This is a genomic window from Parafilimonas sp. (genome assembly GCF_051953455.1).
Taxonomy (GTDB): Bacteria; Bacteroidota; Bacteroidia; order Chitinophagales; family Chitinophagaceae; genus Parafilimonas.
In genome coordinates, this window is sequence record NZ_JBQCIT010000040.1 from 1 (window position 1) to 13,690 (window position 13,690).

At 40.4% G+C, this 13,690-nt stretch carries 11 protein-coding genes; 2 read left to right on the top strand and 9 right to left on the bottom strand.

From position 1 onward, the window contains the following. The 4 genes from ACTHN6_RS15125 to ACTHN6_RS15140 all read right to left on the bottom strand — a co-directional run. On the bottom strand, positions 1–401 hold a 401-nt coding region (locus ACTHN6_RS15125), incomplete at its 3' end, for a TCP-1/cpn60 chaperonin family protein (protein ID WP_440436608.1). A 101-nt stretch (positions 402–502) separates the two neighbouring features. Continuing rightward, complete coding sequence (locus tag ACTHN6_RS15130) at positions 503–787, bottom strand: co-chaperone GroES (protein WP_090663166.1); 285 nt, start codon at positions 785–787, stop codon at positions 503–505. Between the two features lie 414 nt (positions 788–1,201). Next, positions 1,202–2,512, bottom strand: a complete 1,311-nt coding sequence (locus tag ACTHN6_RS15135) for a carboxypeptidase-like regulatory domain-containing protein (protein WP_440436609.1) — start codon at positions 2,510–2,512, stop codon at positions 1,202–1,204. Then, positions 2,505–3,080 (bottom strand): RNA polymerase sigma factor, encoded by a 576-nt coding sequence (locus ACTHN6_RS15140; protein WP_440436610.1) that lies wholly within the window; start codon positions 3,078–3,080, stop codon positions 2,505–2,507. Before ACTHN6_RS15140 ends, ACTHN6_RS15135 begins: the two co-directional genes overlap by 8 nt. 251 nt (positions 3,081–3,331) lie before the next feature. Between ACTHN6_RS15140 and ACTHN6_RS15145 the strand changes: the two genes are divergently transcribed. Next, the gene (locus tag ACTHN6_RS15145) at positions 3,332–3,544 is read left to right on the top strand and encodes a hypothetical protein (RefSeq protein ID WP_440436611.1); all 213 of its coding nucleotides are present in this window, start codon (positions 3,332–3,334) and stop codon (positions 3,542–3,544) included. Positions 3,545–3,579: 35 nt separating this feature from the next. Continuing rightward, positions 3,580–5,532, top strand: coding sequence for a YfbK domain-containing protein (locus ACTHN6_RS15150; protein WP_440436612.1), 1,953 nt, complete (start codon positions 3,580–3,582; stop codon positions 5,530–5,532). A 184-nt stretch (positions 5,533–5,716) separates the two neighbouring features. Here the strand turns inward: ACTHN6_RS15150 and ACTHN6_RS15155 are convergent, their stop codons facing one another. The 5 genes from ACTHN6_RS15155 to ACTHN6_RS15175 all read right to left on the bottom strand — a co-directional run bounded on the left by ACTHN6_RS15155 (position 5,717) and on the right by ACTHN6_RS15175 (position 13,468). After that, complete coding sequence (locus ACTHN6_RS15155) at positions 5,717–6,169, bottom strand: N-acetyltransferase family protein (protein WP_440436613.1); 453 nt, start codon at positions 6,167–6,169, stop codon at positions 5,717–5,719. 2 nt (positions 6,170–6,171) lie between these two features. Beyond that, on the bottom strand, positions 6,172–7,119 hold the full coding sequence (locus ACTHN6_RS15160) for an FAD-dependent oxidoreductase (RefSeq protein WP_440436614.1): 948 nt from the start codon (positions 7,117–7,119) through the stop codon (positions 6,172–6,174). 103 nt (positions 7,120–7,222) lie between these two features. Next, a complete protein-coding gene (locus ACTHN6_RS15165; RefSeq protein ID WP_440436615.1) occupies positions 7,223–8,764 on the bottom strand; it encodes a serine hydrolase domain-containing protein in 1,542 nt (513 codons plus the stop codon). 93 nt (positions 8,765–8,857) lie between these two features. Further along, a complete protein-coding gene (locus tag ACTHN6_RS15170) occupies positions 8,858–10,240 on the bottom strand; it encodes a mercuric reductase (RefSeq protein ID WP_440436616.1) in 1,383 nt (460 codons plus the stop codon). A gap of 171 nt (positions 10,241–10,411) precedes the next feature. After that, positions 10,412–13,468 (bottom strand): choice-of-anchor tandem repeat GloVer-containing protein, encoded by a 3,057-nt coding sequence (locus ACTHN6_RS15175; protein WP_440436617.1) that lies wholly within the window; start codon positions 13,466–13,468, stop codon positions 10,412–10,414. Positions 13,469–13,690: the final 222 nt, after the last annotated feature.

Here is a 13,690-nt window from a genome sequence, read left to right on the forward strand (position 1 = left end):
CTCTGAGATTTCAGGTTTTCAACCACAGCAGCTACAGCTTTGTCAATACCGCGTTTCAAATCCATTGGATTAGCGCCGGCAGCAACGTTCTTTAAACCTTCGCTGATGATTGATTGCGCCAATACAGTTGCAGTAGTAGTACCGTCACCTGCAATATCTGCGGTTTTGGAAGCTACTTCCTTCACCATTTGTGCACCCATGTTTTCAATAGAATCTTCCAGTTCAATTTCTTTGGCTACAGTTACACCATCTTTTGTTACAGAAGGAGCACCGAATTTTTTCTCTAACACCACATTACGGCCTTTAGGACCCAATGTTACTTTCACTGCGTTAGCAAGCACGTCAACGCCGCGTTTCATTTTATTTCTCGCTTCAATATCGAAGAAGAGTTGTTTAGACATAGTATTTAATTTGAAAATTTAATAATTTGAAAATTTGAAAATTGAGTTTGAAAACCTGAAGCTGCTAACATATCAAATTAGCACGTCTTCAAATTTTCAAATTAAACAATCGCCAAAATGTCGCTTTCCCTCATAATAAGGTAATCAGTGCCCTCGATGCTGATTTCTGTGCCGGCATATTTGCCATACAAAACAGTATCGCCCGCTTTAACGGTTACAGGCTCGTCTTTTTTGCCGGGGCCTGCTGCTACAACAGTGCCACGCTGTGGTTTTTCTTTAGCAGTGTCAGGGATGATAATTCCGCCTGCAGTTTTTTCTTCGGCTTTAGCCGGTTCGATTATTACCCTGTCGTGTAATGGGGTAACCTTAATGTCTGTTTTAGCCATAAAATGTATAAATTTTAAAATTTACTGAATAGAAGGTTGCCTGTCGGCAGGCAATCCGTTATCAATTTTTTTGCCACTGCCAGGCTTAAAGCCAAATTTTCACGGAATCGCTAACCCTGACAGTTTTAAAAGTGGCGGCAAAGAAAAGCTTTCGAAAAGGAATGACAAAATTTCACTTCCGCATCAAATAGAAACTTCACGGTTTGTGGAATTATCAAAGCTGCGCTTAAGGTTATTTTTTGTTACCGGCAGTTGACCAAAATGGCGTCTTCCTTGTGTCACTCCCTTCAGCAGCAGTACAGATGGCATCTGTTGGAGCCTGGAATTGGGAAATCGTTATGAGTGTTCCTTTGCTTGGTAAAAAAAATTTCAACAATATTTTGTGATTGACGGGACAGTACGACCATCCGGCCACTAAAAGTTAATTACCACTTTTGCCTTTTTCTTTTTCGCCGGTATCGTCCATTTTGGGCCATGCTTTAATATCTCTACGGCTTTTGTGCTATACACATCATTGGGAGATTTGGTTACTTTAATATTATAAGGGTTGCCGGAATTATCTATTAAAAACTCCAGTTCTACAAGGTCTCTTGGATTGGTTATGCCCGACGTGGTGGTGTCTTTATTCAATTGTGTAACCACATAATTGTTGAAATTATTCCATCCGCCAACGGGCATGGCAGAATCTCTGACCATATCCTTTTGTTTATGCAAAGCAGATCCGGTAATGTTGCTTTTTTGCTGAGTGCCATACCCGGTAACCACCACATCGTTTAAAGATTCGCTGCTTTGTTTTAACATGATAGGTTTATTAAAACCCTGCTGTAATGCTGTGCTTTGGGTGTTATAGCCAACAGTGCTTGCCGTTACATGTAATAATGTATCATTTTTTTGCAGGTTAAAATCACCGTTTATATCGGTTAAAACCGCAGCTTTATTGTCCGCAGACACAACCGTAACCCCTGCAATAGGCTTATTGTTTTCATCAACTACTTTTCCTGAAAAAGTAGTTGGCAGAGCAGTAAGGCCGCCAACCTTCCCCTGTAAAGTTGTTTGCAGGCTGTCTGCGTTTGCAGCAGCTGCAGCATATGCCCTTGACATCATCGTTTTTTCAGGAACAGGAGCAGGGGAAGCTGCAATGGCAACATCTGTTTTATAAGCATCTGCTTCCGCTTCATTCGACGCATTGGTACCAACAACTTCAGCTTTTTCTTTCATTTTTGTTTTAGCTGATGAAGGCTGTGCTTTTTTTGCAACTTTATTTTCTGCAATTAATAAAGCTGTATCTGCCTGCTTGATTTCAGCAGTACTAGCCGGTGCAACAGCAGAATCTTTTACGGCTTCTTTTTTAACCGGTGCCTGCTGCACTTTTGCAATCTCTGCCTGCTTATCTGAAGATGATGTTTTTGTTAAGAAAGATATTACCAAACCAGTGCCTGCAAGCACAATAACCAAAGCGGCAATATTCAGCCACCTTGTTCTTTTATTAAAGGCAACGATTTTAGTTTTTCGCTTTTCTGCAAACAGTCCCGCATTTATCTCATTCAAATGTTGTTTGGCGGTGTTAATATCGGCTTCATTAAAACCTTCTATGGCATCGGCCAGAAACGGGTCCTGCAAGGCAGCTTTTTCTATGTCATGCATTTCTGTTGCCGGCATTTTGCCCTGCAAATACCGCTGGATATCTTCAAGTGAATAATTAATATGTTTTAACGGTTCAGCCATTTTTTTCCATACAGATTTTTAAATTACGCCGCCCGTTTTGTATAAGGCTTCGCACCCTGTTCCATTCATAACCGGTTTGTTCCACTATTTCGTTATAACATTTGTTTTCAAGATAAAATAATTGAATGCTTTGCTTTTGTTCATCCGGTAAATGTTCAATACAAAATTCCAGCTTTTTTAATTCGCTTTCTTTTTCAAGCACATAGTCAAGATGCGAAAAGTCTTCCGATTGCATAACCGTTGGTGTAAATTCCACAGTTTGCATTTTTTTATCTTTCCGTAACTGCATCAGGCAGTGATTTTTTGCCACTACATATAACCAGCTTTTAAAATTATCTACCTCGTGTGTTTGCAGTTTTGTTAATAATTCCTGGTAGATGTTCATTACGGCATCTTTTGCGGCTTCTGCATCTTTCAAATACTTCAGGCATACACCATACACGAGGTCTGTATAACGCATATACAATTGCGCCAGTACTTGCTGGTCGGATTGCTTTTTAAATTCAACCAGCAATGCTTCATCTGTTAAGGATGCGATGGCTTGTATGTGTTTTAACTGCGCCGGCAAATTTTAATGTTAGCCACAAAGATGCACAAAGCTTGGTGAAACTTCGAGTCTTTGTGCCTTGGTGGTTTTAAAATTACAAATGATTTAAAATTTTTTCTTTCGCCTTATGTAATCAGGAAATTATTTGCATCTCCTTATTAAACCAGTTGCTATGCAAACGAAGAAATTATGCACAGGAAAAATAATTATCTGCACGATGGTTGCCCTGCTTTCTTTTTTTATTGTAAAAGCGCAGCAAAAAAGCCAAACCGGTGTATCCGTTTGCAGACAGCTTAAACAATGATATTTTAAAACTGCCAACACCAAAACTTACTTATAAAGGCAACAGCAATCATTTTGATATTTATACCGCTACGCCGGACAATATGTACGTGATAAAACCAGACAGCACAATTCGTTTTAATATGCCAACAGGTAATTACAGGATGATAAAAACGCCCATTTTAAAACCTAAAGAGAAGTAATTAAGCAACCGTTAATCAACAATAAAATAATCAATATGAAAAAGATATGCTTTGCGGGCATCATGCTCGTCATGCTTGGCTTTGCCTTTACTGTAAAAACAAACAGAATAATAACAGGAACAATACAGGATGAAAATCGGAAACCGGTTATGGGTGCCTCTGTTATTGCAAAAGGAACAAAGAACAGCGTTGTTTCAGGTGTTAACGGTAAATTTTCTATTGTTGTTGATGATAAGGTTAAAGCGCTGGAGGTATCTTTTGTTGGTTATAAAACGACAACAATAAAGCTTTCTGATAAATCAGATTATACGATTGTGCTTGAGGCACAGGTTTCAAGCCTTAACGAAGTTGTGATAGTTGGTTATGGAAATGAAAGCGCCGATGTTGCTTTAAACGCAGCGCCGGTTATGTCCCAGCAATTAAGCGGTAAGGCCGCAGGTATTTATATACGCGGCAGTAAAAGCATTAGTTTAACCCGGCATAAAGAGAAAAAGAAATATGATGAATCATGGCGTTATAACGGCAACTTTAATACGGAAGGCTATGATCACATTGTTGAAAATCCTTTCTTAAAAACAAATGATAACCCGCTTTCCACTTTTTCTATTGATGTGGATGCTGCATCATATGCCAACATACGTCGCTTTATAAATGATGGCCGGTTGCCGCCGCCTGGCGCTGTGCGTATTGAAGAAATGATCAATTATTTCAATTATAGTTATCCGCAGCCGCAAGACGATGCGCCATTCAGCATTAATACAGAAATAGCAGGCTGTCCATGGAATGCCCAACATAAATTAGTAATGATTGGATTGCAGGGAAAGAAGATTTCAATCCAAAATCTCCCTGCTTCCAATCTTGTTTTCCTTATTGATGTTAGCGGCAGCATGAATGAGCCTGATAAACTGCCATTGGTGCAATCATCGTCAAAATTATTGGTTGACCAATTGCGGCCGCAGGATAAAGTGGCATTGGTGGTTTATGCGGGCAATGCGGGTTTGGTATTGCCATCAACAAGTGGTGAAGAAAAGATGAAGATCAAAGACGCCATTGATGCACTGGAAGCAGGCGGCTCAACTGCTGGTGGGGCAGGTATTAAGCTTGCTTATAAAACCGCCGGAAATAATTTTATAAAAGGGGGCAACAACCGCGTTATACTTTGTACCGATGGAGATTTTAATGTGGGCCAAAGCAGCGAAGATGAACTGCAAACCCTGATAGAAAAGGAGAGAAGCACCGGCGTGTTTCTTTCTGTACTGGGATTTGGAACGGGTAATTACCAGGATGCAAAAATGCAAACGCTTGCCGATAAAGGAAACGGAAATCATAACTACATTGATAATATCAGCGAAGCAAAAAAAGTTTTTGTAAATGAGTTTGGCGGAACATTATTTACAATAGCAAAAGATGTAAAGCTGCAGATTGAGTTCAATCCTGAAAAAGTACAGGGTTACCGTTTGATTGGTTATGAAAACCGTTTGCTGGATAAAGAAGATTTTAATGATGACAAAAAAGACGCAGGCGAATTGGGCAGCGGCCACACCGTTACAGCTTTATATGAATTGATTCCGGCCGGTGTAAAAGATACCCTGTTGAAAGATGTGGACGCGTTGCGTTATCAAAAAATCAAACCATTATCAAAGCGTAATTTTAATGACGAGGTAATGAACATAAAGCTGCGTTATAAAAAACCGGAAAGCGATAAAAGCATTTTGATTGAACACCTGTTAAAAGATGAAAACATTGCTTTCAATTCAACATCGGATAATTTCCGATTTGCAACCGCCGTTGCTGCATTTGGCATGTTACTACGCAATTCTGAATATAAAGGTGTGGCTGATTTTTCAACGGTAAGAGATATGGCACAATCCGCAATTGCAAACGATGAAGAGGGCTACAGGAATGAGTTTATCAATCTTGTAAAAAAAGCATCATCATTAAAACAAAAAGAAACTGTTTCTGTTATTGTTGATGATAATGATGATTGAAAAATAGCTATATAATTTAATTATTCAGGAAGCTCCCGGCAGGTTAAAGGGCATTATTACCAGCTACCGGTCTGACATTTTTTAGAAGTAAATAGATCAGTGTTTACCAAAGCGTCTGACCGGTATTCAGAATGATGGCTCAACAATTTCTTAATTTATAAGAAAGTATCTATGATTAATTACACTACTTTATTTCAATGCTGCAGTTAATCCATTCGGCGTCAAAAGAGGCATTATATTTTTTATAGAAATTGATAGCAGGCTCGTTCCATTCCAATACCTGCCACACAATACCGTTGAACTTTTTTTCTTTAGCTTCTTCCACCAAACGGTCAAACAATAATTTGCCAATGCCTTTGCCGCGTGCCTTTTCGGTAACCAGAAAATCTTCAAGATACATGCGTTGTCCTTTCCAGGTAGAATAACGTATGTAGTATAAAACAAAGCCCAGCACAATGCCATCTTCTTCGGCGGCAAAGCCCCACCATACAGGCTTTTTGCCAAACCCACTTTCAATAAAATGGTCAAGTGTTACCGTAACTTCATCAGGCGCTTTTTCATAAACCGCCAGTTCATGCACGAGTTCAAGCAGGCGTGCACAATCATCTTTAACTATTCTTCTGATTGTAATACTCATAATCAATTCATTTGTTCAACAAGGTTGGCCACATCTGATGCGCAGCCAAAGCTTAAAGTAAAACCGCTGCCACCATGACCGTAATTATGGATGATGTTGGTGCCAGGTTCATGTTCCACCCTAACCTGCGGGCGATAAGGCCGGAGACCTGCCCAGTTACCCAATACCTGATGATTTTTTAATTGAGGAAAAACATTGTAAGCGTTGGAAAGAATGCGCTCTAATGTTTCAGGCTCTGTTACTGCATCATAAACACCGCGTTCATAAGTGCCGCCAACGATCATCGCATCTTTACGCGGTACAATATATAAAGGCGTTTCATTGTCCATATAAATGGGCATTGATGTGTCGGTTTCCAGCAAAACTATTTGCCCGCGTATAGGAATAATGGCTTCATCATGGCACAAACTGCGAGCCCCCAAACCAGTACAGTTAATAATGATGTCGAATGAGGAAAGCTCCTCAAAACTTTTTACTTCCTGTTGTTTGAAAACAACATTGCGTGTTGAAAAAATATGTTGCAGGTAAGGAAGAAATATCTGTGTTTCAACCAGTGGCACCCATACGTCATACGCTTTTTGTATTCCAGGTGCTAACTGATCTTCGGGTACCATTGTGCAAACACCTTCGGGAATAAATTCAAGCCATACCGGTTCTTCTTCCACCACATCTTTACGTATCACTTTTATTAAATGTTTCATGCTTATGCCTGAGGAAGCATCGTTTGCAAGCGCTTTAAAAAAATCATAACTCTTTTTGCTCCATGCAATGCCGCGTTTATCAAACCTTATCTGGTAAGGATACCAGAATGCCGCAGCCCTGTTGGATGTAATATTGGGTGAGAATTCCTTTGCCAAAACGGTGATATCATATTTATTGCTGCCGCTTAAAATATAAGCCGTAGCAAGCCCGCTTATACCAGCGCCAATAATTGCAATTTTTTTATTCATATAAAATTGATGCTTTTTTAATAAGCTGCAAGCTCAGGCTGCAAGCTCCCAGCCCGAATTGCACTTTCACGTTTCACGATTGACGGTTCACGTTATATCAACCTCATTTTGTCATTTCACCTGGTATATTTATATCGCCTTTGCCAAAATAGAAACTGGTTTTTACATTCACCGCAACTTTCTTTCCATCAAAGCTGCAAATATAAGTGTATGTATGCGGGCTCTCAGTGAAACGTAAGGTAAGCTCCAGCGTTTTATCTTCTGTCCAGCGATAGGCGCCATCCGTAATAAATGCAGGCAAACCATTAAGGTTATTTTTTGCGCCTGCAACAAGGTTTGGGCCATGCATGGTTGTGGTGCTGCGCATCCATTTGCCGGCGCCAAAAGCAAAAGTGTGCGCCGCCGAATCTGTTATAGTTGCATAACAAACATCATTATCAAATTTGAATGAAATTGATTGAATGTTCTTTTCGTTTGGTTGCAATTTGAAAGTTTTGCCTTTCAATATTTTTTGTAAAGAAGAAGAGTTTGCGTTTGCAGGCAGGGGCAAAGCCAGTGAAGCCAGTTTTTCTTTTAGCTGCAATGAGGCTGCCGCGTCTTCGGGCAATGCTTCATCCTGTAAGCCGGGTAATATATGCTTCCATACAAGATTGATCTCTTCCTGCATATCGGGCGTTTCAGCAGTTATTGCAATCACAGCATCTTTTTTAGGTAGTACAATTATATACTGGCCAAAAGCGCCATCACCGCGGTACGCTTCATTTCTGCAAAGCCACATCTGGTAGCAATAACCCTGCAGCCAGTCGCTTGAATCTCTTTTGGATTGCGGCGCATCAGGGTCCTGTAATATCTTTGCTGTTGTTGCTTCTTCAATCCATGAAACGGGTAGTAATTGCTTACCATTCCAGCTACCTTTTTGTAAAAATAACTGCCCGAATTTTGCCATGTCTTCCGTTTTCAATCTTAATCCCCAGCCGCCTGTATTAATACCACGTGCATCTGTTTCCCAATCTTCTCCCTGAATACCCAAAGGCTCAAACAAACGCGGTTTTAAATAATCAAGTACTGTTTGGCCCGTTACTTTTTGTACAATAGCAGCAAGCATGTAAGTGCCTAAAGAATTATATAAAAATTCTGTGCCCGGGTAATGCAGTATTGGCGTTGATAAAAATCCTTTTACCCAATTGCTGTCGCGGCCAACAACCATACCGGTTGGATCAGGTTCCTGCCCGTCACTCATGCTTAAAACATTTTTCACCGTAAGCGCAGATAGAAATGCATTCACCGTATCCGGCAAATCGTTTGGAAAAAATGATACAACTTTATCATTAACCGATAATAATTTTTCGCTTACGGCAAAGCCGATGGCAGTTGCCGTAAAGCTTTTGCTGGTTGAATACAGCGTATGTTTCAGGTCGGCGCTGTAAGGATTCCACCATCCTTCGGCAACTACTTTTCCATGACGCAACAGCATAAAACTGTGAAATTCTGTTTTGCTTGAATTGGCTGCATCTAAAAAGCGGATAATGTTTTTTGAAGAAACACCTTCGGCTTCCGGTGTGCTGCGGGGAAGTGATGACTGGCTGTTTACCTGAACACAAAAAATAATAAACAGCATTGCAGCGATTGACTTTTTATATATCATAGCTTAGTAATGATTGAATCGCTAATATACCATGAGTTCTTTATAAGAAAAGACAGTTTATTTCTTATATCATTTTATGCTTGTGATATACAACTATTTTATTAATGGAAGGAACAAATTATTAATAGATTCTGTATAAGTTGGATGCGCTATAATCATTTCGGCGAGTTGCGTATAAGGTATTTTACCCATCATTGCCATTTGCAATGCGGCTATCGTTTCACCTGCTTCTTCGCCAATAATGGCAGCGCCTAAAATTTGTTTTGTATCTGCATCCACCACGGCTTTCATCATACCTTTTGTATGATTGGTTTCCCTTGCCCTTGCCACGTGTTTCATTGATAATGTAGCTACTTTATAATTCAGTTTTTGTTTCCTGGCCTCTGCTTCAGAGATGCCTATACGGGCCAGTTGCGGATCGGTAAACATGCAATAAGGCACCTGCCTGTTTTGGGTTGAATTATTTTGCCCATTCAATAAATTCTCTTTCAAAATAATATAGTCGTTATACGAAATATGCGTGAACTGCGGCTCGCCGGTTACATCGCCGATGGCATAAATACCATTGGCAGAAGTTTCAAGTTTATCATTCACTTTTATAAAACCACGTTCATCTGTTGCAACATTGGTATTCTCCAAACCAAGGTTTTTTGTATTGGGTTTTCTGCCGGTGGCAACTAAAAGATGCGTTGCACTTAAAGCAAATGTTTTATTATCTGCCGTGAATGCCACACTTATTTTTCTGCCTGATTTTTTTACACCTGACAGATCAACGCCTGTACGAATGTTTATATTTTCCGCTTCAAGTATTTGCTGCATACATAAGGCAATATCCCGGTCTTCTCTGGGAAGGAAATCTTTACTTCTTTCAAGCATGGTTACCTTACTTCCAAACCTGCTGTAAGCCTGGCCAAATTCAAGCGCTATATAACTGCCACCGATAATGATGAGCGATTCCGGTATTTCTTTTAAATCCAGTAATGACTGTGACGTATAATAATCAATTTTATCAAGGCCATCAATGGCAGGTATTGCAGGGCTGGTGCCAACATCTAGAAAAATCTTTTCAGCCTTTAGTTGCATGGTACCGCCTTTATTTAATGCCACTGATAATTCTTTAAACCCCGTAAATCTTGCCTCACCTTCAATATAGGTAAGATGCGGTGTGGAAGTAAGGCCATCATACAAACCGTTTCTTGATTCATTTACAATCCTGTTTTTAAATTTCATTATTGCTTTTATATCAGCCTCGGGTTTTACTGCATTAATGCCCCATTCTTTTGCGTGCTTAACATTATAGGCTGTTTTTGCACAGGATATAATTGTTTTCGTTGGCGTGCAGCCATAATTAATGCAGGTGCCGCCGGCAAATTCTTTTTCAATTAATGCTGTTTTCCATTTTGCTTTTGCCAGCGCTTTTGCAAGTGGTGTTCCTCCCTGGCCCGAACCAATTATGATGGCATCAAATTTTTTCATGGTTATTATAACGGTTGTATGAATAAACTAAGAAGCTGTTTAAAAACATTCTATAAAACACTTCAAAAATAACAACAGCATTTTGAAAAGAATGATTATTAAACAGCTCCTTGAATATAAATACTGTAAAGCACTGTGAATGAAACTGCATTTACAGCCTGCCCTAACCGCTTAATTCTTTATAAACTTCAATGTTTCCTTTAATTCTCCCGCCTGCACCTGCAGAAAATATATGCCATTTATCAAAGATGATATATTCACTTCTGCATTTACTTTACCATTGTTTTTAAGGTTGTAGGTTGAAATAATTTTTCCGTTGACATCGATAATCCTTGCCAGAACATTCTCCGTACCGGCCGGTATCGAAATATGTAAAATATCATGTGCCGGGTTAGGAAATATATTCACGCTTGTTGTTTCAGCAACTTCAAAGTTTTCAGCAGCCATTGCAGCTAAGGTATTTGTTACGGTTACTTTTATTTGCTCTTCATCATACAATGCCGGGGTGCCATTGTCTGTTGCCCTGACCTTGAATGTAAAGGTTCCAACGGTCGTTGCTTTCCATGTAAAGGCACCGCTGGTTGCGTTTATAGTTGCGCCAGCAGGAGCGCCGATCAATGAATAAGTTATTTTCTGGCCTGCATCAGCATCGGTAGCCTTTGCTGTAAATTTTAGCGTTGAATCTTTCTTTATAGTTTTGTTACCTATGGCTGCCAGTACGGGCGTATCCGGCATTGGCTTGACAGTTATTGAAACAAATGCTTTTGCAGAAGCAATGCATCCAATTTTAACCAGGTAACTAAAGCTGTCTTTACCGCTGTAATTTTTATTTGGCGTATAAGTCATTGCAGGTGCAGTACCGGTCAGTTTGCCATGTATAGATTTATTAATGATTGTATATTTCAGCGTGCTGCCGCCGGAACCGCTTAGCGTTATCTGTACTTTGCCGTCTTCGTTTACGCTTGCCGTTTTTGCATCAGCCACAAGGTTATTTATTGGTGCGAAGATTAATGTGCTGTAGGCATTACCTCCATCAGTAGCCATGTTAAGATGCCGTAAAACTGTAAGTGTTCCCGATGTTGTAAGCTTGAAAATTGTGCCTGCATTATAAGTGCCGCCAATGCTTGTTGTACCATACAACATTCCATCAGGCCCCTGCATTAATGCGCCTTTTGGCATTCTGCCCTGCGTGGTTTTATTAAGCGCCACCACCATTTTAATTGATCCGTCGAGGCCCGCCTTAAAAATAGTACCGGCCGCATTGGCGCTGCCGTCGCTGCAGGTGCCATATAAATATCCATCCTTGCCCTGTATAAGACTGCCCATTGGATTATAACCTTCGTAACTGCCGTTAAGGGTGTGCAGGTTAGTATAAACACCTGTAGGCGTTAATTTAAAAATGCGCCCGCTGTTGCTTGTCATGCCATAAAAATTACTATCATTTGCCTGCAGCAAACTGCCTTGCGGCGAACCGCCATCCGTTGCAAACACAAAACTTTTTACAATTGTAAAATTGCTGCCAGATGTTTTCAGTTTAAAAATAGTGCCTGCATTGCCTGCACCGCCACCGGTTGTCATTCCATATAAAAAGCCATCTTTTGCCTGAATTAAACTTCCGGCGGGGCTTCCGCCTTCGGTGGAACTTATAAAATCATGTATCACGGTAAATACGCCGGCTGACGTAATTTTAAAAATGGTGCCATAAGCTTTTGTGCCGCCTGTTGACGTCATGCCATAAAAATTACCGTCAGATGCGAGTAAAAGACTGCCTTTTGGAAAACCGCCTTCAGTTGCTTTATTAAATGAATGGAATACGGTTGCAGTGCCGCCACAAATTTTTACAATGCTGCCATGGCCATAAGCACCGCCTGCATTCGCCATGCAATAATAAGCGCTGTCTTTTCCTTTGATAAAAGAACCATAAGGACTATTGCCCTGCACTGAACCATTGAATGTATTAAGTATGGTAAAATCGCCTGCAGTAGTTGTTTTGAAAATAATACCATAATTAAGCAATCCGCCGGCGCTTGCCATAGCATAGAGGTTGCCATCGTTGCCTTTGGCCGGAACAGAAGAACTGCTGCTGCCTTCATTATTATAATCCAGTGCGTGTATAATGGTGTATTTGCCGGTGGTGGTGAGCCTGTAAATTGTTCCGCCGCTTTTTGGGCCGCCGGAACGGGTAATGCCATAGAAACTTGTATCGTTGTATTGCATAATGCCGCCATAAGGATATCCGCCATCGGCACCAACAGAAAGATTTTTTAATACAGTGTAAGCGCCTTTGTTTGAAACTTTAAATATGGTGCCGCCGCCGTATTGGCCGCCACCATAGCAGGTGCCATATAAAAATCCGTCTTTTGCTTTAAGTAAATCGCTTTGCGGGTAAGTGCCGTCTGTTGTGGAATAAAGATGCCTCAATACAGTGAGCACACCGGCTTTTGTTACTTTGAATATAGTTCCAAAACCATATTGGCCGCCGCTATAGCAGGTGCCATATAAATTGCCATCGCCGGCTTCGGTTAAACTGGCATAACTGTTAGCACCTTCTGTTGCTTTAACCATTGAATGAATTACAGAATACACGCCGCCCGGCGTTAATTTGAAAATTGCCCCGGCGCCTGTGCTGCCGCCACTATAGGTTATTCCATAAAAATTGCCATCTGATGCCAGGGTTAAATGCCCATGTGGGTTAGCGCCATCTGCATAAGCCAGGTGCCTTATAACAGTAAAATCGCCGGAGGTTGAAATTTTAAAAATGGTGCCATAAGTATTTGCGCCGCCGGCTGCAGTTAAACCATACAGGTATCCATCCGCACCTTTAATTAATTCACCATAAGGATAACCGCCATCGGTAGCATAAACAAGTTGCCTTAATATGGTTATTTCACCGGCTGGTGTCATTTTAAAAATGGTTCCATAATTATTTGTGCCGCCGCTGCTGGTCATGCCATAAAAATTGCCATCCGTATCTTTAAATAAACTGCCGTGCGGCGTATTGCCCCAATCTGTAAAGCCATTAATAATTGAAAAATTATTGCCGTTGGTATTTATTTGAAAAGCCGTGCCTTTACCATTAATACCACCATTTGATGTTAAACCCACGAGCACATTCTGGGCTTTTACATTAAAAGAAAATACAAGTAATACTGCTGCCAGTAAAATATTTACACTGCTTTTTTTATTGCACAGCGCAATGTGTTTTTGATTAGCGTAAAAATGATTCATAAAAAAGTTTTAGTTGTATTGATGAAATTATTCAGATGAATTCCGCTGTAAATTTTTTTTGAATTAAGCGCTATGACAAGCCTGTAATGACTGAATTGTATAAATGGGTTGATGAAATGTAAAAGGCCATACTGTTAGTGACGCTGTATGTGTGTGAAATTGCCTTCAGGCCAACATATAAACCCGAAAACCTTTGCCGGCATTGTATTTCAGTGTTACATG